This is a genomic window from Gellertiella sp. DMC107, from assembly GCF_056313605.1.
In genome coordinates this window covers 25,583-47,835 of sequence record NZ_JBQUZZ010000005.1, presented here as the reverse complement: position 1 = coordinate 47,835, position 22,253 = coordinate 25,583, and the positions used below count along the sequence as shown (strand labels likewise).

At 61.4% G+C, this 22,253-nt stretch carries 22 protein-coding genes; 7 read left to right on the top strand and 15 right to left on the bottom strand.

Going from position 1 to position 22,253, the window contains the following annotated elements:
• Positions 1-16 precede the first annotated feature (16 nt).
• Both ACT54B_RS16420 and gmk read left to right on the top strand, forming a co-directional pair.
• On the top strand, positions 17-904 hold the full coding sequence (locus ACT54B_RS16420; RefSeq protein WP_476046337.1) for a YicC/YloC family endoribonuclease: 888 nt from the start codon (positions 17-19) through the stop codon (positions 902-904).
• A gap of 5 nt (positions 905-909) precedes the next feature.
• Entirely contained in the window at positions 910-1,575 is a 666-nt protein-coding gene (gene gmk / locus ACT54B_RS16415; protein WP_476046336.1) for a guanylate kinase, read from the top strand.
• A gap of 27 nt (positions 1,576-1,602) precedes the next feature.
• Here the strand turns inward: gmk and rsmA are convergent, their stop codons facing one another.
• The 6 genes from rsmA to lptF all read right to left on the bottom strand — a co-directional run bounded on the left by rsmA (position 1,603) and on the right by lptF (position 9,112).
• Positions 1,603-2,445, bottom strand: a complete 843-nt coding sequence (gene rsmA, locus ACT54B_RS16410; protein ID WP_476046334.1) for a 16S rRNA (adenine(1518)-N(6)/adenine(1519)-N(6))-dimethyltransferase RsmA — start codon at positions 2,443-2,445, stop codon at positions 1,603-1,605.
• Complete coding sequence (pdxA, locus tag ACT54B_RS16405; RefSeq protein ID WP_476046332.1) at positions 2,445-3,473, bottom strand: 4-hydroxythreonine-4-phosphate dehydrogenase PdxA; 1,029 nt, start codon at positions 3,471-3,473, stop codon at positions 2,445-2,447. The genes rsmA and pdxA overlap by 1 nt, the downstream gene beginning before the upstream one ends.
• Before the next feature lie 7 nt (positions 3,474-3,480).
• The gene (locus ACT54B_RS16400; RefSeq protein WP_476046330.1) at positions 3,481-4,413 is read right to left on the bottom strand and encodes a SurA N-terminal domain-containing protein; all 933 of its coding nucleotides are present in this window, start codon (positions 4,411-4,413) and stop codon (positions 3,481-3,483) included.
• 135 nt (positions 4,414-4,548) lie between these two features.
• Complete coding sequence (locus tag ACT54B_RS16395) at positions 4,549-6,864, bottom strand: LPS-assembly protein LptD (RefSeq protein WP_476046328.1); 2,316 nt, start codon at positions 6,862-6,864, stop codon at positions 4,549-4,551.
• Positions 6,864-7,949, bottom strand: a complete 1,086-nt coding sequence (gene lptG / locus ACT54B_RS16390) for an LPS export ABC transporter permease LptG (protein WP_476046881.1) — start codon at positions 7,947-7,949, stop codon at positions 6,864-6,866. The genes ACT54B_RS16395 and lptG overlap by 1 nt, the downstream gene beginning before the upstream one ends.
• The gene (gene lptF, locus ACT54B_RS16385; RefSeq protein ID WP_476046327.1) at positions 7,946-9,112 is read right to left on the bottom strand and encodes an LPS export ABC transporter permease LptF; all 1,167 of its coding nucleotides are present in this window, start codon (positions 9,110-9,112) and stop codon (positions 7,946-7,948) included. Before lptF ends, lptG begins: the two co-directional genes overlap by 4 nt.
• Positions 9,113-9,288: 176 nt before the next feature.
• On the opposite strand from lptF, the gene ACT54B_RS16380 reads away from it, so the two are divergent.
• Together ACT54B_RS16380 and ACT54B_RS16375 are read left to right on the top strand one after the other, a co-directional pair.
• Positions 9,289-10,800, top strand: coding sequence for a leucyl aminopeptidase (locus ACT54B_RS16380; RefSeq protein ID WP_476046325.1), 1,512 nt, complete (start codon positions 9,289-9,291; stop codon positions 10,798-10,800).
• Between the two features lie 10 nt (positions 10,801-10,810).
• Positions 10,811-11,260, top strand: coding sequence for a DNA polymerase III subunit chi (locus ACT54B_RS16375; protein ID WP_476046323.1), 450 nt, complete (start codon positions 10,811-10,813; stop codon positions 11,258-11,260).
• A 21-nt stretch (positions 11,261-11,281) separates the two neighbouring features.
• Here the strand turns inward: ACT54B_RS16375 and ACT54B_RS16370 are convergent, their stop codons facing one another.
• The 3 genes from ACT54B_RS16370 to ACT54B_RS16360 all read right to left on the bottom strand — a co-directional run bounded on the left by ACT54B_RS16370 (position 11,282) and on the right by ACT54B_RS16360 (position 14,878).
• On the bottom strand, positions 11,282-12,208 hold the full coding sequence (locus ACT54B_RS16370; protein ID WP_476046321.1) for a Gfo/Idh/MocA family protein: 927 nt from the start codon (positions 12,206-12,208) through the stop codon (positions 11,282-11,284).
• Positions 12,209-12,433: 225 nt separating this feature from the next.
• The gene (locus ACT54B_RS16365) at positions 12,434-14,317 is read right to left on the bottom strand and encodes an ABC-F family ATP-binding cassette domain-containing protein (protein ID WP_476046319.1); all 1,884 of its coding nucleotides are present in this window, start codon (positions 14,315-14,317) and stop codon (positions 12,434-12,436) included.
• A gap of 51 nt (positions 14,318-14,368) precedes the next feature.
• On the bottom strand, positions 14,369-14,878 hold the full coding sequence (locus ACT54B_RS16360; RefSeq protein ID WP_476046317.1) for a DinB family protein: 510 nt from the start codon (positions 14,876-14,878) through the stop codon (positions 14,369-14,371).
• 140 nt (positions 14,879-15,018) lie between these two features.
• Here ACT54B_RS16360 and ACT54B_RS16355 point away from each other — a divergent pair, with 140 nt between their 5' ends.
• Positions 15,019-15,711 carry a glutathione S-transferase family protein gene (locus tag ACT54B_RS16355; RefSeq protein WP_476046316.1) on the top strand — a complete coding sequence of 231 codons (693 nt, stop codon included), beginning with the start codon at positions 15,019-15,021 and terminating at the stop codon, positions 15,709-15,711.
• Between the two features lie 107 nt (positions 15,712-15,818).
• Positions 15,819-16,241, top strand: a complete 423-nt coding sequence (gene ndk / locus ACT54B_RS16350) for a nucleoside-diphosphate kinase (RefSeq protein WP_476046314.1) — start codon at positions 15,819-15,821, stop codon at positions 16,239-16,241.
• 73 nt (positions 16,242-16,314) lie between these two features.
• Here ndk and ACT54B_RS16345 read toward each other — a convergent pair whose 3' ends face one another.
• Both ACT54B_RS16345 and ACT54B_RS16340 read right to left on the bottom strand, forming a co-directional pair.
• On the bottom strand, positions 16,315-16,833 hold the full coding sequence (locus ACT54B_RS16345) for a hypothetical protein (RefSeq protein ID WP_476046313.1): 519 nt from the start codon (positions 16,831-16,833) through the stop codon (positions 16,315-16,317).
• Positions 16,818-17,396: a CGNR zinc finger domain-containing protein gene (locus ACT54B_RS16340; RefSeq protein ID WP_476046311.1), complete on the bottom strand. Its 579-nt coding sequence runs from the start codon at positions 17,394-17,396 to the stop codon at positions 16,818-16,820. Before ACT54B_RS16340 ends, ACT54B_RS16345 begins: the two co-directional genes overlap by 16 nt.
• A gap of 68 nt (positions 17,397-17,464) precedes the next feature.
• Between ACT54B_RS16340 and ACT54B_RS16335 the strand changes: the two genes are divergently transcribed.
• Positions 17,465-18,361 carry a branched-chain amino acid ABC transporter permease gene (locus ACT54B_RS16335; RefSeq protein ID WP_476046310.1) on the top strand — a complete coding sequence of 299 codons (897 nt, stop codon included), beginning with the start codon at positions 17,465-17,467 and terminating at the stop codon, positions 18,359-18,361.
• Positions 18,362-18,472: 111 nt separating this feature from the next.
• Here the strand turns inward: ACT54B_RS16335 and ACT54B_RS16330 are convergent, their stop codons facing one another.
• From ACT54B_RS16330 to uvrC, 4 genes are all read right to left on the bottom strand, one after another.
• The gene (locus ACT54B_RS16330) at positions 18,473-18,943 is read right to left on the bottom strand and encodes a molybdenum cofactor biosynthesis protein MoaE (RefSeq protein WP_476046308.1); all 471 of its coding nucleotides are present in this window, start codon (positions 18,941-18,943) and stop codon (positions 18,473-18,475) included.
• A 3-nt stretch (positions 18,944-18,946) separates the two neighbouring features.
• Positions 18,947-19,201: a molybdopterin converting factor subunit 1 gene (gene moaD, locus ACT54B_RS16325; protein ID WP_476046306.1), complete on the bottom strand. Its 255-nt coding sequence runs from the start codon at positions 19,199-19,201 to the stop codon at positions 18,947-18,949.
• Positions 19,201-19,791 carry a CDP-diacylglycerol--glycerol-3-phosphate 3-phosphatidyltransferase gene (pgsA, locus tag ACT54B_RS16320; RefSeq protein WP_476046304.1) on the bottom strand — a complete coding sequence of 197 codons (591 nt, stop codon included), beginning with the start codon at positions 19,789-19,791 and terminating at the stop codon, positions 19,201-19,203. The genes moaD and pgsA overlap by 1 nt, the downstream gene beginning before the upstream one ends.
• A 115-nt stretch (positions 19,792-19,906) precedes the next feature.
• Positions 19,907-21,943: an excinuclease ABC subunit UvrC gene (uvrC, locus tag ACT54B_RS16315; RefSeq protein ID WP_476046302.1), complete on the bottom strand. Its 2,037-nt coding sequence runs from the start codon at positions 21,941-21,943 to the stop codon at positions 19,907-19,909.
• Positions 21,944-22,253 lie beyond the last annotated feature (310 nt).

Genomic DNA, 22,253 nt, shown 5'->3' with positions numbered 1-22,253 from the left:
GCCCCGGAGGCCTTCGATGGCATTGCAATCCATGACCGGTTTTTCACGGCGCGAAGGCACGGCCGGTCGTTATCGCTGGATCTGGGAGCTGCGGGCGGTGAATGGCAAGGGGCTGGACGTCCGCCTGCGCCTTCCGACTGGCTTCGAGCATCTGGAATCGCCGCTGAAAGCACTGGCTGGTGCGGCGCTCACCCGGGGCAATGTCCAGGCGGGGCTGACCGTGACGGTGGCGGAAAACCGCCTGGAGGCCGTGATCAACCGCGAAGCGCTCGCCGCTGTCCTTGCCCTGCGCACGGAACTGGGAGATCTGGTGGATCAGGCCCCGCTTGGGCTGGATCAGATTTTCGCCATCCGTGGTCTAGTCGAATTCCGGGATGCGGAAGATGACGAGGCGGCCCGCGAGACACGCGACGCAGCGCTGATTGCGGGTTTCCGGGATGCGGTCGAGGGGCTGGTTGCGATGCGTGAAGCGGAGGGGAGGGCACTTTACACCGTCCTGTCCGGTCACATTGACCAGATCGAATCCCTTGGAGACATCATCGAGCGGGATCCGAGCCGCAGCCCCGAGGAAATTGCACGGAGACTGCACGCGCAGGTCGCCGCTCTTCTGGAAGCCTCCAGCGCACTCGACCGTGACCGCTTGCATCAGGAAGCGGCGCTGGCGGCCACCCGCGCCGACACGCGCGAGGAAATAGACCGTCTCAAGGCCCATGTCGCGGCAGCGCGAGAGCTTCTTGCCAAGGGGGGGCCGGTCGGTCGCAAGCTCGACTTCATGGCACAGGAATTTAACCGGGAATCGAATACGATCTGTTCCAAATCGAACAGCGCAGCGGTCACTGCCGCCGGCATCGAGCTGAAAGTGGTGATCGACCAGTTCCGCGAACAGGTCCAAAATCTGGAGTAGACATCATGAGCGGGGGCTCGTCGAAAAACATCACCATTCAGCGGCGTGGCCTCATGCTGGTCATTTCCTCGCCTTCGGGCGCGGGAAAATCCACCATTGCCCGTAATCTGCTGGAATCCGATATCGGTCTCAGCCTGTCGGTCAGCGTCACCACCCGCAAGCGCCGTCCGAGCGAAATCGAGGGCGTGCACTACCACTTCATTTCGGTGAAGGAATTCGAGCGTATGCGGGATAGCGACTCGCTGCTCGAATGGGCCGAGGTGCATGGCAATTTCTATGGCACCCCCCGGGAGCCGGTGGAAACGGCCATGGCGGAGGGCCGGGACATGCTGTTCGACATCGATTGGCAGGGCGCTCTTCAATTGCAGGAAAAGATGCGTGCCGACGTGGTGGCCATCTTCATCCTGCCGCCGAGCATGACCGAGCTGCAGTCCCGCCTGCATCGCCGGGCCGAGGATACGGCAGAGGTTATTGCCACACGGCTTGCCAATTCCCGCGCCGAAATCGAGCACTGGCGCGAATATGACTATATCATCGTCAATGATGATCTCCAGCACGCCTATGAATCCATGCGGGCGATCGTGAGCTCCGAGCGCCTGCGCCGCGACCGCCGTCCCGGTCTGTTCGATTTCGTCCGGGAACTGCTGGAGGAAACACCGGTTCTCCCCTGAGAACCGGTCATGCCGGTCAGACCACAATCAAAGGCAATTGGCGAGCGCCACGAATTCCGCGACCGAGAGCGTTTCCGCCCGGCGTGACGCATCGATGCCGGCGCGGGCGAGCAGCGCTTCGCCGCCAACCGGCTTCAGGCTCTGCCGCAGCATCTTGCGGCGCTGTCCGAAGGCAGCAGCCGTCACCCGCTCGAGCTTGCTCGCGTCGCAGGCAAGCGGCGTGGCGCGCGGCAGCAGATGGACGACGGTGGAGGTCACTTTCGGCGGCGGCGTGAATGCCTGTGGCGGAATGTCGAAGGCGGCGCGCGCATCCGCCAGCCAGCCGCACAGCACACCGAGGCGGCCATAATGATCGTCCTCTTCGTCCGCCACGATGCGTTGCACCACTTCCTTTTGCAGAAGCAGTGTCAGGCTCTCCCAGAAGGGCGGCCAGCCCTTTTCCTTTTCCGGCAGCAGCCAGTTCACCAGCAATTGCGTGCCGATATTATAGGGAAGATTGGCTATGATCCGGACAGGACCGGCAGAGCCTGCGGCCAGGGCCGCGAAATCCGTCTTCAGGGCATCGCCTTCGATCACCTCGAGACGACCCGGGTAATGGGCGGCGATCTCGGCCAGCGCCGGCAGGCAACGGCTGTCCCGCTCAATGGCAATCACCCTCTCTGCCCCCAAAGCCAGAATGGCGCGGGTTAGACCGCCGGGCCCGGGGCCGACTTCGATCACGGTCGCGCCTTTAAGGTCCCCCGCCGTGCGCGCAATCTTCTGCGTAAGGTTGAGATCGAGCAGGAAGTTCTGGCCGAGCGATTTCTTTGCATCCAGCCCATGCGTATGAATGACATCGGAAAGGCGTGGCAAACCGTCCAGCGCCGCCATCAGGCCGGCACCCGGGAATGGCTGGCAAGGTCAGCGGCCAATCGGAGGGCTGCCACCAGACTATCCTCCCGGGCAATCCCCTGGCCGGCAATGCCGAATGCCGTACCATGGTCGGGGGATGTGCGAATAAAGGGAAGGCCGAGCGTGACATTCACCGAGTCGTCGAAGCCCAGCGCCTTCGCCGGGATGAGCGCCTGATCGTGATACATGCAGATGGCGACGTCATAGCGCGCGCGCGCCTCCGCATGGAACATGGTATCGGCGGGAAGCGGCCCGATCGCGTGAATGCCTTCGGATCGCGCCTTGGCGATGGCGGGCGCGATGGTGTCGATCTCTTCGCGGCCCATGGCGCCCTCTTCTCCCGCATGCGGATTGAGGCCGGCAATGGCAAGGCGCGGGCTCTCGATACCGAAACGGTCACGCAGATCCCGGTGAGCGATCCGGCAGGTCTCCAGGATGAGCTTTTCCGTGATCTGCCCGGGGACGTCCTTGAGCGGTATGTGAATGGTGAGCGGGATCGTTCGCAACAGCGGCCCGGCCAGCATCATGAGCGGCAGGACCGGCTGGCCTGTCCGCCTTGCAGCCAGATCGGCCAGAAATTCCGTATGGCCGGGAAAACGGAAACCCGCCTGGTAAAGGACGGATTTCGCAATCGGATTGGTGGTGACGGCAGAAATCTCCCCGCGGAAGCAGAGGTCGACGGCTGCTTCTATCGCCTTGGTCGTGCCGCTTGCACTGGCGGGATGGGGATGGCCCGCGCGAACGGCGGCGCCGGCCGGGATCGGCAGGACGGGAATGGCGTCACGAAAGCTCCGCGCAGCACCTGCCGCATCGGTTTCCACGATACGGATATCGGTCCCCAGTTCCCGCGCTCGTTCCCTGATGATGGCAGGGTCGCCCAGATAGAGAAAGGGTGGCAGCGAAAGGTCGTTTCGTCTCGCCCAGGCAGCGATTGTGATATCCGGGCCGATACCGGCCGGGTCTCCCTGGGTCAGACCGATCGGTCGGTCGGGCAGACGCTGTTCCATCTGATCCTCACAGACCGGTTATGCGGGCCTTCTTGCGCAGTTCGGTGAGATATTCCTCTTCGCGCGGATCGGAACCCTTGGCCTTCGAAAGATCTTCCGCCCGGAAGACCACTTCGGCAGCATAATCGTCGTTGACCTGGCGCTGCTTGCAGATAGCCAGATACTCGACGCCGCGCGGGGTGACGAGCGTGCCCGTCGTGTTGCCCTTGGCCTTCTCGATCAGCGGCTTCCATTCCGACGGCATGGCGGGCAGCAGCACGCGGCCGAGATTGATGATCGATACGTCACGCATGGTCGCCGCGAAGATTTTCGATTGCTCGCAACCGGGGAACTTGGCGCGGGACGCCTCCGCTTCCGCCTTGCGCTTGCCGGTGATCTTGCCGCGCTTGGATTCCGGAATCACGAACACGACCTGCTGCAGGAAATACTCCGTCGTAACGGGCTTTTCCTTGCCGCCCAGACGTTGGGCGAGATCGGCACCATTCGACCGGGCCGGGTTGAAGCGGGCGCTCATGGCGCGCGGCCAGCTCATCTGGATGGCGATGTAGGATTTGAAATGGGCAGCACCGACGCCGGCCTTTTCGAGGATCTGGGTCATCTGCGCCGGGGAAAGCTTGTTGCTCTTGGCAAAGCGGGCAAAGGCCGCGTCGACGTCCTCGGTGCTGACGGATACCTGGAGCCGCAGGACTTCCCGACGCTTCAGTTCCTCGTCGACCAGCTGCTTGCGGGCGAGGCTTGCCAGATTGCCCTTCTGCCGCTGAAGGCGCAGGAAGGCCGCGCGCCGCGCCAGGTCGCCATTGGTGATCGGCGAGCCGTCTACCGTGATCGCGACACTCGTGGCGGAACCGGCAGCCAGTGCGGAAACCGGTGCCATACCGGCGGACATTGCCAGAATGGCAGCGCCCAGAAACAAACCCCGTACGGCAGTCTTCGCAAACATCGTTGTCATCCCTTCCATCGCAAGCGGCCCGGAGGCAGCGTTACCGCCGCCTCCGGGCCGAATAGCACAATTTTTGCGGCCAAACAAAGGCCCTGCGGGGAAACCGGTCTCCCGCGCACGGGGGCCTCCCTCCGGTCAGCCGCCGATATTGATGTCACCCAGCGTCCGGAAGGTCAGACGCGCGCCGATCTTGCGATCCACACCGCTCGTGTTCGACACGTCGCGATCATCCGAATAGAGAAGGGTGAAGACCAGGCATTCGTTCGTGTAGGAGAAACCGGCCGAACGCTTGCTGACGATATTGTTGTTCATATCCCATGCAGCACTGCCGAATACCGACCAATTGTCGTTGATCGCCACGGTCGTGGAACCCTGGACCTCATCCGTGCTGGTCGAATCCGCATAGATCGGCTGCGATCCGATGTGGGTATAGGTGGCGGTGGAGGTCAGGAAATCCGACCGGTATACAACCGACGCACTTGTGCGTTTCGGATCCCAATCGTCCTTATCGAAGCGGATATTGCCGGTCAGCGAAATGCCGAAGGGCGTTTCCACACCCGCCATCGCCACGTAGTCGGAGCGATCGTCCTCCAGGCCCGAATCGGCACCCGCATTGACGAGATCTTCCGTCGCAAAAGAGTTTTGCCCTGCCAGATGGAAGGACTGACCGAAAACGCCGTTCAGGCCCCATCCGTTATCGAAGCTTCCGGTGTAGCGGATACCGAGATTGGCGCGGGTTCCGCCTTCCATCCGGTCAAAACCGGAGAACTTGTCCCGGTCGAACAGGTTGGTGCCGTCGAATACGAAACTCTGGGCGTCTTCATTGGGCAGGCCGCCCGCATATTGCTCGTCCGGACGGACGAAAATCTGGCCGATCGGCTCGATGATATGCGAGCTGCTCTCGGTCGATATCAGGATCGGATAACGCACCTCGAGGCCGGCTGTCACCATACCCCGCGCCAGCGTATCATCGCCCTGGAAATCGCCGGCATAGCTCAGCTTGCCCGGATTGATCGTGTTCGGATCGCTCATCCGGACATTGATCGCATCGGCCCTGGCCGCGAGGATCGGTGTCACCATGAGGCCGCCTGGAGCAATCAGCGTGCGCTCCCATACAGCTTCCGAAGTGAGGCGGGTATAATCGCCCGGAAGGCCGCGGAAGCGGTCGAAACTGCCGTTCTCGACCGTATCGGCAAGATTGCGGCTGAGATGCGTGAGGTTCGTCTTGACCGAAAGCTCCCCGCCCGCGACAGCCTGCGGTGCGGTATAGTCATAGTCCAGCGAAGGATAGACCTTGGCCTGGCGGTCTTCCTGCTTGCTGGCCGGATCCGCGTCCTGGACGTCGAAATAGAAGGCCCGGAGATCGAAATAGTTACGCCGACCCAATCCGGTCAGATAGGCCGTATTGGTCTGGATAGAGCCGTTGGCGCCGGAGATGTCGTAGGTTCGCGAAAAGTTGTTATCGCTCTGCAGCATCACATCCCAGCCGAACGACCAGCGCGGATTGATCTGGAACGTGCCGATCGACTGAACCATCCCGCGTTGCGTTTCCAGTGCGTCGCTGGTCTTGGCGGTGAAGTTTTCCGGATTCTGCTGGTTGATGCCGGCAAAGCGCAGCGTATGCGCTCCCGTCTCGAAGCGCTGACGAAACTCGCCTTCGAGCAGCAGCCCCTGTTCCGAGTAGTAGGTCGGGCTGACGGTAAAATCCATGCTGCCCGAAATGACATAATAATAGGGAACCGTGACCCCGAAGCCGACGTTTTCGTTGAGCTTCATTGTGGGGAACAGGAAGCCCGACTTCCGCTTTACCGTATAATCGGGAACCTCGATGAACGGCAGATAGGCGACCGGCAGCCCGAAAATCTCGAATCGGGCGTTTTCCAGACGAATCGTATGGGTTTCGCCGTTCTGGATGACCTTCTCGGCTTTCACCTGCCAGAGCGGCGGCTTTTCCGGATTCTTGGCGCAGGGCAGGCAGGCGGTATAAACGCCGTTATGCAGGATCATGTCCCGATCGCCGACCCGTTCTGCGCTTTCGGCAACAAGGCGGGTATTGTCCGGGGTCTCGATCCGCAAGGAGTTCACGAAACCGTCAGCGAAGGTATCCGTCACATCCATCGTATCCGCATAGATACGGTTGCCCGACGGCTCGACGAGTTCGATGTTGCCGGTTGCCGTCAGACGGCCGCTCTGCTGGTCGTATTCGACCTTCTGGGCCACCAGCTTGTAACCGGAATAATTGATCTGCACGGCCCCGAGGGCCGTCACTTTATTCAAGTCCCGGTTGTAGACGAGATCGTCCGCAGCAAGCATGAGCTTGCCGCCTTCGGGAGCCTTCAATTCCTGAGCGTATGCCATGGTAGGAATAAGGCAAGCGGACGGTATCGCGGCCGCGCCTGCAAGCAGGGCGGTTGCGAACGTCCTGATCATTTTGCGGTCTTTTGCCGCCACTAGCCGTCCTCCTGATGGAGCAGAATCGTTGAACCCAGCGCCAGCGCCACGAATACAGGAATCCATGTCGCGACATAGGGCGGCACAACGCCGCTGCTTCCAAATGCTTTCACCAGCACCGTGACGACATAAAGCACGAAGCCGGAAAGGATGCCACCCAGAATTACAGCGCTTGACTGTGCAAAACGACTGAATCGGAGGGTCACTGTTGCAGAAATGAGTGTCATGGCGACGAGCAGCAGCGGCAGGGAAAGCAGCGAATGATACTGCGTTTCCAGCGCCTTGGTCGAAATCCCGAAAGACTTGGCCGCTTCAATTTTCCTAGAAAGATCATAAAAAGCAACGGTTTCCGGCGAGGTCAGTCGCTCGCGCACGAAATCGGGCGTGAGGTTGGTGGGCATTTCCACCTTTTCCTTGAATACGGCCACTTCGCCCGGCCGGGTCTCCCGTACCTTGTTAAGCAGCCAGTAACCATCTTTCAAATTGGCGGTCGCTGCGTCCTGGCGCAGAATGATCTGGCCCTCGGATGAGAAGTGAATGATGACGACGCCGGAGAGCGTGTTTCCGTCGTCGACCACCGTGTCCGCGCCGATGATGGCATCGTCGTTTTCGTAGATCTGACGAATCCAGGGCGGCGTTTCGCTGTTGGCCTGCGGTTTGTTGCCCTGCCACTGCGCTTCGACCGAGAGCGCGGTTTTTTGTCCCCAGGCCGCGAGCGGATTGAGGATCCCGACTGCCGCCACGCCAGTCAGGAAGGCCGCAAGGACGAAGGGAGCCATGAACTGCCAGACCGAAATGCCTGCAGCGCGGGTGACCACCAGCTCATATTTGCGGTTGAGCCCGATCAGGGTCGTCATGCCGGCGAAGAGGGCGATGAAGGGGATCGTCTGCTGCAGGATCAGAGGCAGGCGAAGCGCAGTCATCATCAGGCCGCCAGCCACCGTATAGCCGGGAAGGCCGGACATCTGGTTCGATGTCTCGTTGAAGTCGATGATGTAAATGAGCGCGACCACGCCGACGATGAACCAGAACAGCGTCGATATGTGGCGGCGGAAGAAATAGAGGCTCAGCGTCCAGGCCATCAGCTCGGCTTCCTCCCGTCCGGCGAGAAGCGCGCGGAGACTCCGCGATAGAGCGTGCCTAGGCGCTCCACCAGCCCATCGGCGACGGTCAGGCGTTTGCCACGCATCAGCAAACCTCCGGTAATGGCCATGGCGATAACGGGCACGCCGTACACGGCCGGGATGAACCCGGGATTCTGTTCAACCTGATCCTCGACATAAAAGGAGACCCAGCGGAGAAGAAAGGCAAAGACAAGCGCCGTGATCATCGGATGAACCCGGGCTTCACGATGGGAACGTGCGTCGCTGGCGATCAGGAGCGCGATCATCGAGTAGACAAACGCGTAAATCCATTCGGTCAGGCGTCGATGAAGTTCCGCGCGGAATTCGCCCGGGTTGTTTCGATATCGGCTATCGGAAGGATCGGGATTCCAGAGGAAGGCGAGATCCCGGTCGGATGCGGTAAGCCGTGTCTGGCCGCGGGATTCGGAAAAATCCGACAGGTCGAAACTGTAGCTGTCGAACCGAACCACCGAGACGTCGCCCGTCCTGGTTTTGCGATGCACCTCTCCGTCACGCATGACAAGGGCCGAACCCTTTTCATCGACGGCGCCTTCGCGCGCGTAATACAGCAGCTGAAACTCGGGATTGCGCGTATCGGAAATGAAGAGGCCTTCCAGCGTGCGCCCGGCAAGACGTCGGGAAATCTGCACATAAAGCCCGTCGCCGATCTGGCGGAACGACTTTTCCTCGATCACGGAGGAGAGAAGATCCGCATAGGCGGAAGCGATCAGGTGGCGAAATGTATAGCGAACCGGCGGTTCGACCAGGAGATTGACGAAGAGAGCAAAGGCACTCAGCGACAGGCCGAGAAGCAGAATGGGCTTGTAGATCACCGAGCGACCAGCGCCGGAGGCTTCGATAACCGTCAGCTCCGAATCGGTATTCATGGCGGTCAGCGTCTGGGAAATCCCGATGACGGCTGCAAAGGGCAAGACCACCGGCAGAACCATCGGCACGATACAGGATGCCAGCAGCATGAAGGATCCGATCGACTGACCGTTATCCGTCACAAGGTCCACGCGAGAAAGAACCTGGGTGGTCCAAATGATGGCAAGCACGGGTAGCAACGCTACCAGCACCATCTTGGCTGACCGCCGGAATATGTATCTCTCAATTGTTTTCATGCGCAGCCTTCTTACAGAGCTTCAACCCGCAATGGAAGCGGTGCAGTCGCAGCTCTTCAAGGCCAGGCCAGGGCCGCGAACGGGCATAAGCGGAAAATTGCGGGTGTCGCCTTGCAACCGCCGACGTTTTATCCATGATCGCCTCCATCCTATGCCTGTTTTCGAAAGTGAATTCCATGGCCTTTGAACTCGATATCTCCTTCGCCAAGTCCGCTAAGCTGGAAGGCGGCGATGCCGTTCTTTTGTCCCTTGCCGATCCGATGACCCCGTCAGGAGCGGGGGAAGCGGATCCTCAAGGGGTTTTCGCGCGGGCCGCCAAGGCGTCCGAGTTCAAGGGCAAGGCCCGGACCACCGTCGACATTCTGGCGCCTGCCGGATCGCCCGCGGACCGAATCGTCGTCGTCGGACTCGGCAAGAAGCCGGATCTAACGAGGCAGGACTGGCTCAAGGCTGGCGGCGTTGCGGCGTCGAAACTGGGGAAGGCGGATCGTGCAGCCGTATATCTCGATCTTCCGGGCGAAGGCGCTGATGCGGCTGCCGCAGCCGAGTTTGCCCTCGGCATGCTGCTGCGCTCCTATAGTTTCGACCGGTTCAAAACCGGCAAGGCCGGGTCGGCAGAGGACGGGGAAGCGGAAACCTCGAAGAAAAAGAAGACGATTCGGGTAACCCTTGTCACAGAAGCCGCCTCCGCTGCCAAAAAGGCGTTTGCCGATGCCGAAGCGGTTGCCAAGGGCGTCCTCCTCGCACGCGACCTCGTCAACCTGCCCCCCAATCTGCTCGGCCCGGTCGAATTCGCCGAAAAGGCGGAAGCGCTGCGGGAGATCGGGGTCGAGGTCGAGATTCTGACCGAGAAGGAGATGCGTAAGCTGGGCATGGGCGCCTTTCTCGGCGTTGCGCAAGGCTCCGTCCGTCCGCCGCGCCTCGCCATCATGAAATGGAATGGAGGCAAAGCGAAGGAGACGCCTGTCGCTTTCGTGGGCAAGGGCGTGGTCTTCGATACGGGCGGCATATCGATCAAGCCTGCCGCGAGCATGGAAGACATGAAGGGGGATATGGGCGGCGCCGCAGCGGTGATCGGCCTCATGCAGGCCCTTGCAGGGCGCAAGGCACAGGTCAATGCCATCGGCATCCTCGGTCTCGTCGAGAACATGCCGGATGGCGGCGCCCAGCGCCCCGGTGACATCGTCACCTCCATGTCCGGGCAGACCATAGAGATCATCAACACCGATGCGGAAGGCCGCCTCGTGCTGGCCGATGCGCTTTGGTACTGTCAGGACCGCTTCAAGCCGAAAATGATGATCGACCTGGCAACCCTGACCGGAGCCATCATGGTGGCCCTCGGTACCGATCATGCCGGTCTCTTCTCCAACGACGACGCCCTTGCAGGCCAGCTTCTGGCAGCCGGCTTGGCGACGGAGGAAAAGCTGTGGCGCATGCCGCTCGGCAAGGCCTATGACAAGATGATCGATAGCCGCTTTGCCGACATGAAGAACACCGGCGGCCGAAACGGCGGCGCGATTACCGCCGCACAGTTCCTGCAGCGCTTCGTCAATGGAACCCCCTGGGCCCATCTCGACGTGGCCGGTACCGCGATGGATTCACCGAAGAGCGATATCAGCCAGTCCTGGGCCTCCGGCTTCGGCGTCCGCCTGCTCGACCGGTTGGTCCGTGACCATTTCGAAGCCTGAGGGGCGACCGGTGACGGAAGTCCTGTTCTATCACCTGACGGAGAAGCGGCTGGAAGATACCTTGCCGCCGCTTCTCGAGCGCAGTCTGGGCCGTGGCTGGCGAGTGGCGGTGGAGGTACCCGATCCGGAGGTGATGGGACGGCTGGACCAGCATCTGTGGACCTATCAGGAGGAGAGCTTCCTGCCGCATGCGACGGACGCCGCACCGCATCCGGAAGCGCAGCCGGTCCTGCTGACCGGTTCCACCGACAATCCGAACAAGGCGGATATCCGGTTTCTGACCGGTGGCGCCTCGGCGGCCCGGGCGGAGGATTACCAGCGCATCGTCTATCTGTTCGACGGACTGGACCCGGCGCAGGTGGATCATGCCCGAGGCGAATGGAAGCGGCTGAAGACCGAGGGTCATCAGCTCACCTATTGGCAGCAGTCGGCCGATGGCCGCTGGGAAAAGAAGGCGTGACGACCCTTCGGCTTCTCCGCCTCAGTCGTGAAAGGCGTCCGTAATCCGCCGCTTGCCCAGCATGAAGGCATCGGCCACATGGGTCAGCGGCGACAGATCCGTATCGCTGGTGCCTGCGGCAATGATATCGGCAAAACGACGGTAGAGACCCGCATATTCTTCGTCCTTGCCGCAGACATGCAGGGAATCCGCCACGGTCAACCTGGCCCCGCCATCGGAGAGAAGCATGGCGCCCTGATCGGTCTCGGCGCGAATGTCCCAGCTTTGCTTGCCGGTCTGGCGCCAGTCGAATTCGGCCTGGATCGGAACGCCCGTCCGGTCGCGGAAGGAAAGGCTGGCGGCGATCGGCGCGTCGCGATTGTCCGGAAAGGTCAGTTCCGCACCGGTCAGGAAGGCGGGACGCGGCAGGATGCGCGTCATGATGGACAGCGCATTGATGCCGGGATCGAATACGCCGAGACCGCCCGCCTGCCAGATCCATTCCTGGTTCGGATGCCACTGCCGCACATCTTCTTTCCAGGTGATTTCCATGGAATGGATGGTTGCATCCGCCAGGAAGGCGCGCGCCGCCTCGACGGCCGGAGCATACCGGGAATGCCAGCTGGCAAACAGCGACTTGCCGTTCGCCGCCGCGAGCCGGATCAGGTCTTCCACTTCGGAAAGAGAAGCGCCCGGGGGTTTCTCGAGGAAAACATGCTTGCCCGCCAGCAACGCCTTCAGGGCGGCATCGTACCGATATTGCGGCGGCATGCATAGCGACACGGCCTCAATGGCCGGCACCGCCTCGAGCATGGCCTCGATCGACGTATAGGCGGGAATGCCATCCACCGTCCCGTGCCGGCTGGCCGTGGCGATCAGCTCGAAATCTGCATTCGCAGCAATGGCGGGAAGATGCTGGTCCCGGACAATCTTTCCGACCCCGACGATAGCGAGCTTGATGGGCGACATGTTTCCTCCGATCTTTCACGATACCGGGTCCACTCTTAGACACAGGCAGACAAAGCGGCAAGAATGTCAGAGCCTCCGGGCAGAGATTTTTTCCGGATTGTGAAAGAGAGTTCCATTATGTGGAATACTCAAGGGCGTGTAAATCAGCCTAGGCCGCCGGCCCGTTTGAGGGTCGGTCTGTTTGAATCGTTGCAGCGATGACAAGGTGCGGGCAGGCCCGGCGGGTCAATCCGCCATGGCCTCTTCATATTCGGCGGAAAGCGTCAGCCATTCCTCTTCGGCGGCTGACAGCCGGGTGGCCGCGTCGGACCGTTCCTTTGCCTTGGCAGCCGCCTTTGCGGGGCTCTTTTCGTAAAGTGCCGGGTCTGCAAGTTCTGCATCAAGCGCCTGAATCAGTTTCTCCAGTTTTCCGGTCAAGGATTCCAGTTCGTTGATCTTTTTCTTCAGCGGCGCGAAGGCGGCGCGTCTCTCGGCGGCGAGCTTGCGCTGGTCGGCCTTGTTGACGCTGTCCTCGGAGGGGCCTTTCCGGGCATCGTCTTTTTTCGGAGTCGCAATGATCTGCGAGCGATAGTCTTCCAGATCGCCGTCGAACACGTCGACAGTGCCGTCGCGCACCAGCCACAGCCGGTCCACGGTCGCCTCGATGAGGTGGCGGTCATGCGAGATCAGGATCACGGCGCCGGAATAGTCGTTCAGCGCTTCGATGAGGGCACGCCGGCTGTCGATGTCGAGGTGGTTGGTCGGTTCGTCGAGGATCAGCAGATTGGGATGATCGAAGGCGGCAAGACCCATCAGCAACCGCGCCTTTTCGCCACCGGAGAGATCCTTGGCGGGCGTATCCATCTTCTCCGTCGCCAGTCCCATCTGGGCGACGCGGGCGCGAACCTTCGCCTCCGGCTGGTCGATCATGCGCTTGCGCACGTGTTCGACCGCACTTTGACCGGGGATCAGGTCGTCGAGCTGGTGCTGGGCAAAGAAACCGATCTTCAGATGCGGGGCGAGCTTGACCTCACCTGCCTCCGCTTGGAGCCGGCCCGAAATGAACTTGGCGAAGGTGGACTTGCCGTTCCCGTTGGAGCCGAGAAGAGCAATGCGGTCGTCGGTATCGATGCGCAGGTTGAGCCGTTTGAGAATCGGCTTGCCCGGCTCATATCCGACGGCGCCGCCCTGGATCGCGATGATGGGGGAGGCGGCCGTCTTTTCCGGCTCCGGAAAGGTGAAGCCGAGAACGCTGTCTTCGATCACCGCTGAGACGGTGCCCATGCGCTCCAGCGCCTTCACGCGGGATTGCGCCTGGCGAGCCTTGGTTGCCTTGGCCTTGAAGCGGTCGATGAAGCTTTGCAGGTGCTTGCGTGCGGCCTCGTTCTTGGCGGCCGCCTTGTTCTGCAGCTCGTCGGCTTCCGCTTTCTGGCGTTCGAACTGGTCGTAGGAGCCGCGGTAGAATGTCAGTTTCTTCTTGTCGAGATGCACGATGGCATTGACCGCAGTGTTCAGGAGATCGCGGTCATGGCTGATGATCATCACGGTATGCGGATACCGGCGGATATAGTCCTCAAGCCAGAGCGTGCCTTCGAGATCGAGATAGTTGGTCGGCTCGTCGAGCAGCAGCAGATCCGGTTCTGAGAAGAGAACGGCCGCAAGCGCCACACGCATGCGCCAGCCGCCGGAAAAGGCCGAGGCCGGGCGTTGCTGGGCGGCATGATCGAAGCCGAGGCCGGCCAGAATGCTGGCGGCACGCGCTTCTGCGGCATGGGCACCGATATCCGCAAGCCGGGTCTGGATATCGGCGATCCGATGCGGATCGGTCGCCGTTTCCGCTTCGGCGAGAAGCGCGGCCCGTTCCTTGTCGGCCTTCAGCACGATCTCGATCAGCGGCTCTTCCGTACCCGGCACCTCCTGCGCCACCTGACCGATGCGGGCATTGCGGGGCAGGGCCACGGAGCCGCTCTCGGAGGCCATTTCCCCCGTAATGATGCGGAACAGGGTGGATTTGCCGGCGCCGTTCTTGCCCACAAGCCCGGCTTTCGTGCCCGAGGGGAGGGTCACGCTGGCATGGTCGATAAGGAGGCGTCCGGCAATGCGGGCGGAAAGGTCAGAAATCGCGATCATGCGCGCGGTTTTGGCTGAAACCGCTCCGCATGGCAAGAGTTTGCCGAGCCGTTACAGCCACCGGCCGCCTTCGGTGCGAAGGAAGTAGACCAGGTCCAGGGCGAGAGAGGGTTTGCCGAGTGCCGTCAGCGTGGCATGGCACTGACCGCGATGGTGGGTCTGGTGGTTGAAAAAGTGGGCGAGGGCCGAACCCAGTTTCTGCGTGATCCGGTCCGTCTTGCCGATGGGCGAATAGGTGAAGGTGCCTGCGATCCGGTCCACCGTCAGATCGTCCGTGAAAGCGTGGATACGGCTGTCCTCGGCCAGGCGCGCCGCCGCGAGATCCGAAAAGGCCGGATAGAGCATCTGGTCGAGGGTCGTGGGCATCATGCCTTCCCCGGTGAACCGATGAAGCCAGATCCGGTCGGCGACCAGGATATGGTTGAGCGTGTTGAGAATGGAGCCGAAGAAAGCGCCCTTGTCCGCATTCAGCTCTTCCGCCGTCAGCTCGGCCGCCGCGCCATACAGCAGGCGGTTTGCCCAGCTGTTATAGGCAGCAAACATCTGGAAATGATCTTTCACGATCATGCCTCCCGTTTTTTTGTCGATAGGCGCAAGAATAGAGCAATCCGCAGAATGGGTGGCGTCAATTCTTTTGATTGGACGTCCAAAGGCTGCTGATCGAAGCTGCGCCGGACCCTCGATACGGACAGGAGCAGCCCATGGCCTTGACCCTTTATACGCTGCGCGGCGCAGATCCCGCCTGCACCTTTTCTCCCCACTGCTGGAAAGCCGTGATGGCCCTGAAGCACAAGGGACTGGATTTCGAGGAGCGGCCCTTGCGGTTCACCGATATTCCCCGCACCGAGCAAGGCTTTTCGAAGACCGTTCCGATGCTGCGCGACAAGGGGCATCTGGTCTCGGACAGTTTCGCCATTGCCGAATATCTGGAAGATGCCTATCCCGATCAGCCGAGCCTTTTCGGCGGCGAAGGCGGGCGCGCCCTGTCGCGTTTCGTGGAATCCTGGTCCCAGACCACGCTTCACCCCTCCATCAGCCGCATTGCGGTGCGGGATATCTGGGAACTGCTCGATGAGGAAGACCAGGCCTATTTCCGCGCAAGTCGGGAAGAGCGGCTCGGCAGCTCGCTGGAAACGATCGCGGCCAATCGTGATGCCGATATCGCCGCCTTTGCCGGAAAGCTGGAGCCGTTGCGGGTAACCTTGAAGCGGCAGGACTTCCTGGCCGGCGAGCAGCCGCTCTTTGCGGACTATATCGTTTTCGGCGCGCTCCAGTGGTTGCGGATCGTTTCCACCCGGTGGCCTCTTGCCCCCGACGATGCGGTCAGCGCCTGGTTTGACCGGTGCCTGGATCTGTTCGGCGAAACGGGACGCAAGGTTCCGGCGCGAACCTGACCGAAACCCTGTCATTTTCCGTCACAATCGGGCTCCCCCCTTGTTTTCGGCACGGGAGGCGGTTAAACACCGCCCACTTTTCCCACCACCCAAAAGGATGAATTCCGATGGCGATTGAACGTACCTTCTCGATGATCAAGCCGGATGCAACGAAGCGCAACCTGACCGGCGCCATCACCAAGATGCTCGAAGATGCCGGCCTGCGCGTCGTCGCTTCCAAGCGCGTCTGGATGAGCCGCCGCGAAGCCGAAGGCTTCTACGCTGTTCACAAGGAACGCCCCTTCTTCGGCGAACTGGTTGACACCATGACCTCCGGCCCGACCGTCGTTCAGGTTCTCGAAGGCGACAACGCCATTGCCAAGAACCGCGAGATCATGGGCGCCACCAACCCGGCCCAGGCTACCGAAGGCACCATCCGCAAGACCCACGCGCTGTCGATCGGCGAAAACTCCGTTCACGGCTCCGACGCTCCGGAAACCGCAAAGGTCGAGATCGCCTACTGGTTCGCCGAGACCGAAATCGTCGGCTGATCCCGCCGGAAATGTCCCGAAATGCAAAAGGCCGGCGCCCCTCGCGCCGGCCTTTTTCCGTTTCATGACGCGTTCAGCTCTTCGGCTGGCTCGCGGGGCAGGCCGTATCCGGGGAATAATCGGCCGAACCGTCCTTCTTGAATACTTCGGGGTTCTTGTCGTAAGCGGGGCCGGTCACCAGCGGTTTGGCTGCCAGGATCGTCTGGTCTAGGCTCGAGACCACGGTTGTTTCGAGCGTCTGGATCTCTCCTTGGTCAGGACCCTTGATGGTGATCTTGACGTGATAGGGGCGATCCTTCACCACGCAGCGCAGCGCGGGACTTTCCAGGGGGATTTTCTCCCAGAAGGAGAAAATCTTGGTCGTCGTCACCAGCGGCGGCCCGCCGGCCGGGTTTTCGTATTCCGCCGTTACGGTGCTGCCCTCCGGGATATCGCCTGTCTTCCGCAGCGCAATTTCATAGACCGCGGTAGAAAGCCGATAGTTGAAGATGAAGATCTTTCCGGCAATTTCCGTCGGCCCCTTCTCGTCGCTGCGCTGGCAGCCGGCAAGCGGCAACAGAACCAGCGCGCACAGCATCATTCCCCGTCGCATCCGTCTTCCTCCTCATGGCTTCGGCTCTTGCGCCGGGCGGCATAGTGGCGGCTCGCCTTTTCCCGGTTGCCGCAAATGGACATGTCGCACCAGGTACGACTACGGTTCTTGGAGCGGTCGAGAAAAAGCCAGCCGCAATGGCCGCAAATCTTCATGCGGTCCGCAGAAGGGGTGCTGACCAGCATCAAAGCCGAACGGGCCGTCGATGCGATGAGGTCGCCCCTGTCTACCGGGCGACGAAGGGCGCCGGCAATCCGCTCCAGCAAGTCAGCCAGCCGATGCGGGTCGTCCGCTCCGCTGATCCGCGTCCGGAAATAGGCATCGATCGCCTCCCGAAGATCGAGCAGCTGCGGCACGTCCGCCTCTTCGACCGGGTGCAGCGGAGCGAACAGATCCGCCTCCGCCGAGAGGGCCGACGCCGCGGCCGGCAGGCTGGCGAGATTGTGCGGATCGGCCAGCCGGTCGACGCGCTTATCGGGCCGATGGCGAAGGATCACGCTGTTGGCAATATCCAGTGCCAGCGCGCCTCCGACGAAACGATGGGAAGTCCAGGTAAAGCTCATGGGTGAATTATAACTGGTAAAATCAATTTTGCCAGTTATAAATGTCGACGGAACGGGAGGAGGAAGGAATGGCCTATCTGCTGCAGCAACTGGCATTGTCAGTGCCTCTGGCCGCGCTTTATGCCTTGCTGGCCTTCGGTTATGCGGTTGCGTTCGGCGTGACGCGGCGGGCGGATATCGCCTATGGCGGTTTCTTCGCCTTCGGGGGACAGATTTATGTGCTGTTCGTGGATCAGGGATATAACGGGATGCGCTTCACGCTGCTCTCGGCCCTTGCATTCGGGGCAGCGGTGTCTCTGGCCTATGCCCTGTTGATCGGCGTCTTTGCGGGCAGGCATATCATGGGGCCGCTGGTTCGAGTTTCGCCTAATGCGGTTATCGTTGCAGCGCTTGGACTTCTCATCGTGCTGATGGAGACCGCGCGCCTGGCCTCCGGCACGCGGGACCTGTGGTTGCCGCCTCTTCTTTCCGGGCCGATCACGCTGGCGGTGGTGGGCGGGCAGGCCGTCCATCTCACCGGTATGCAGCTTCTGAACAGCGCTCTTTTCCTGCTGCTGGTCCTGACCGGCCATGCGATTCTCACCCGCACGCGCTACGGTCGCCAATGGAAGGCGGTGACGGAAGATCCCCTGGCTGCCGGCCTCTGTGGCGTCGATGCGCCGAAGGTTTTTGTCGTTGCCTATGTCGCGGCCACCATGATCGCCGCCACGACCGGCATGATTGCCACCAATTACTATGGCAACATGGATTTCGGTTCGGGCATCATGTTCGGCTTGAAGGTGCTGCTGATTGCAGCGGTGGGCGGCTACGGGCAGCCGCTCCGCTCCGCCACGGGCGCCGCAGCGCTCGGGGTCGTGGAAACCCTGTGGGGTGCCTATGCGCCTTATGTCTGGAAGGATCTGGCCGTGTTTTCCGGCCTCGTGCTTGTCCTGGTCCTCAGCCGGCGGGAGCGGATCATCCCCTAGCGTATGGTGGGAGCAGGCGTAATCGCGGTTGTGCGCGGGAACTCCATCATGTCAGACCTTGGAACGCGCCCGGCGAACCGGTGTCTGCCGGACAGGCTGGAGCGCGGACCTTCAGTCCCGATCCCAGCGCAACCTGGCCGCGTCGTCGGCATCCCGGGCGGATACCCAGCCGCCGGCCGTTCCGTCGCGCCCGTGCTCTTTCTTCCAGAAGGGAGCGGATGTCTTCAGGTAGTCCATCACGAAATTGGCGCCGTCGAAGGCCGCCTGCCGATGAGCGGCCGTTGCCGCGACCAGCACGATCTGGTCGCCCGGCTCCATCCGGCCGTAACGATGAAGGATCGCCAGACCAAGGAGAGAAAAGCGGGCAATTGCCTCTTCGCCGATGCGGTTGAGTTCCGCCTCGGCCATCCCCGGATAGTGTTCGAGCTCCAGAGCCGCAAGCTGCCCGGCTTCGTCCCGGCAAAGACCGGTGAAGGTCACGAGGGCACCGATATCCAGCCGCCCGTCGGTTAGCGCATGGACGATGGGCCGCGTGTCGAAATCCTCGCGTTGCACGGTCACGATGGGGCGAACGGCAGCCACCGCTCAGCCCCCGGTCATCGGCGGAAAGAGGCCGATTTCTCGCGCGCCGGCTATCGGTTCGTGCCGGTCTGCATGCTCCTGATTGATGGCGACGCGAATGGCATCCGGATATTCGAGGGCAGCCTCGTATTCCTCGCCCAAGCTCTTGAGGTGATTGAGCAAATCACCGACCGTGACGACGGAGGCAGGAATGTCCAGCTCCTCTTCGGCCTTGCCGATCCGTTCTCGAACCCAGGCGAAATAGACGAGCCTGGTCATCAGTCGTCCACCACATGTTTCAGGCCGGCCCGGAAATAATCGTAACCCGTATAGATCGTCAGAATGGCCGCGATCCAAAGAAGGAAAATGCCGATCTGGGTAGTGTAGGGGAGCACCTTGTCGCCGGCCGGTCCGGCGAGCAGGAAGGCGAGCGCCAGCATCTGCACCGTCGTCTTCCATTTGGCGATCCGGGTTACCGGAACGGAGACTTTCAGCTCGGCCAGATATTCGCGCAGGCCGGACACGAGGATCTCGCGGCACAGGATGGTGATGGCAGCCCACAGCGTCCAGCCCGCGATCGTCTTTTCCGTGTCCGCAGCCATCAGCAGCAGGCAGGTGGAAACGAGCAGCTTGTCGGCGATCGGATCGAGCATGCGACCGATGTTGGAGGTCTGGTTCCAGATGCGTGCGAGATATCCGTCGAAAAAGTCGGTGATCGAGGCTATGGCGAAAATGGCGAGCGCAGTCCAGCGGGCGAAATCGGAACTCTGCAGCTTGCCTTCGATGAAGAAGCACAAGACGATCAGCGGTACGGCCAATATGCGGCCATAGGTCAGCAGGTTGGGAATGTTGTATGCGCGCGAGGCCATGAATCAGCTTCTTTTCGTCCGGGGATGACACGTAGATGAAGGCGCGTTCCGCTCACCGTCAATGGTGGGTGAGAGAGAAATCGACTTTCAATGTGCGATTTTTGGGGCAGGGGGCTCACGTTCCGTCATTTTCGTGGAAATGGCCGTAGATCGTCCGCGCCATGGCTTCGGAGATCCCCTCGACGGCAAGCAGATCCGTGACGGCCGCCCGGGAAACCGCTTTCGCCGTGCCGAAATGCTTGAGCAGGGCCCGCTTGCGGGAGGGGCCGATGCCTTCGATCTCGTCCAGCGGGTTCCGGACCATCTCCTTCTTGCGCCGTGCCCGGTGCGAGCCGATGGCGAAGCGATGGGCCTCGTCGCGCATGCGCTGGATGAAATAGAGAACCGGATCCCGCGGCGGCATGGTGAAGCCGCCCGCCATGCCAGGCGGAAAGAAGCGTTCCCGGCCCGCGTCGCGATCGACACCCTTGGCGACGCCGACGGCGACGACATGTTCCGTGATCCCGAGTTCCTCCAGAATGCCCCGCACCGCTGTCATCTGCCCCTGGCCGCCATCGATCAGGATTACATCCGGCCAGGCAGGGAAAGGCATGTCTGCCGCATCTTCCGGCGCAACGGTCATCGACCGGTCCGGCAGGCCTTCTTCCTTCAGCAACCGCGAAAAACGCCGGGTCATCACTTCCCGCATCATTCCGAAGTCATCGCCGGGGGTGATGTCGGTCGATTTGATATTGAACTTGCGATACTGGTTTTTCACGAAACCGTCAGGCCCCGCCACCACCATGCCGCCCACGGCATTGGTGCCCATGATGTGGGAATTGTCATAGATTTCGATGCGGCGGGGCGTGTAGGCGAGCTTGAAGGTCTCCGCAAAGCCACGCAGAAGCCTTTCCTGAGACGCGGTTTCCGCCAGCTTGCGACCATGGGCCTCGCGCGCATTGGCCAGCACGTGATCGACCACATCCTTTTTCTCTCCCCGCTGCGGAACGGAGATCTGCACACGATGGCCGGATCGCTCTGATAGCGCCTGGGAGAGAAGCTCCATCTCCTCCACCGTTTCCGACAGGAGGATATGCCGGGGGCAAGGCTTGTCGTCGTAGAACTGCGCGAGGAAGGCATTCAGCACTTCCGCGCCGCTAAGTTGCGGATCGGCCTTTGGAAAATAGGCGCGGTTCCCCCAGTTCTGACCCGTGCGGAAGAAGAAGACCTGAATACAGGAAATGCCGCCCTCGTGATGAATCGCGAAGACATCCGCCTCCTCGACGCTGGCCGGATTGATGCCCTGATGGCTCTGGACATGGGAGAGGGCGGCCAGCCGGTCGCGATAGACGGCGGCCCGTTCGAAATCCAGGTCTTCCGCTGCCTCGTTCATCGCAGCCGCGATGGTCTGCTTCACTTTCTGGCTCCGGCCGGACAGGAAGTCCCGGGTTTCGGCCACCAGCTCCGCATAGGCGGTATCGCTGATTTCGTGGGTGCAGGGGCCGGAACAGCGCTTGATCTGGAACAGCAGGCAGGGGCGCGTGCGCGTCTCGAACACACTATCGGTGCAGGTGCGCAGCAGGAAGGCGCGCTGCAGACTGTTGATCGTTCGCCCGACCGCGCTGGCTGAGGCAAAGGGGCCGAAATAATCTCCCTTTCGGGCCCGCGCGCCCCGATGCTTCACGATCGCGGGGGCGCGATGATCCCCGGTGACCAGAATGTAAGGGAAGGATTTGTCGTCGCGCAGCAGCACGTTAAAGCGCGGACGCAAGCGCTTGATCAGATTCGCCTCGAGCAGGAGCGCTTCGGTTTCGGTCCGTGTCGTGACGAATTCCATATGGGCAGTTTCGCGCACCATCCGGGCGATCCGGTTGGAGTGGACCCGGCCCTGGGCGTAATTGGAAACCCGCTTCTTCAGACTGCGGGCCTTGCCGACATAGAGAACGTCTCCCGCCTCGTTCAGCATGCGATAGACACCGGGTCCGTTCGGCAGGCGCTTCACGAATTCGCCGATCAGCTCCTGACCACGCAGCCCGTTCTTTTCCGCAGCACCCTCGTTCCAGTCGATATCGAGCGCCGCTGGCGCGTCCGAGGCAGGGATTGCCTCTTCGTCGTCATCGGGCATGTCGTCATCGAAAAGAATGCCGCCATCGGGCAGCTTTCGTGCAGTCATGTCAGTCTCCGGCGGGCAAATCACGCACGCAGCGCTTCCCTCATTTGGGGCTTTCGCTGCCCTGTGTCAAAAAGAAAGAGCAGGGGGTGTCGAACCCGGCAACCTCCCGTACCGGGCAGACTATTGCAAAGCTTTTCCGACCGGTTCCGCTTCCCGCGGCCGGGCTGCGCCAAGCAAGCGGCGGGATTTGATGTTGGGTATCTTTTTAAAATGGCCGGAAACCAGCCGGGCGCGCCAGAATATAAAACGATTTATACTCGGATTAACTATGTATTAACCGTAATAAATTCTGTTTAATGCAATGTTATGG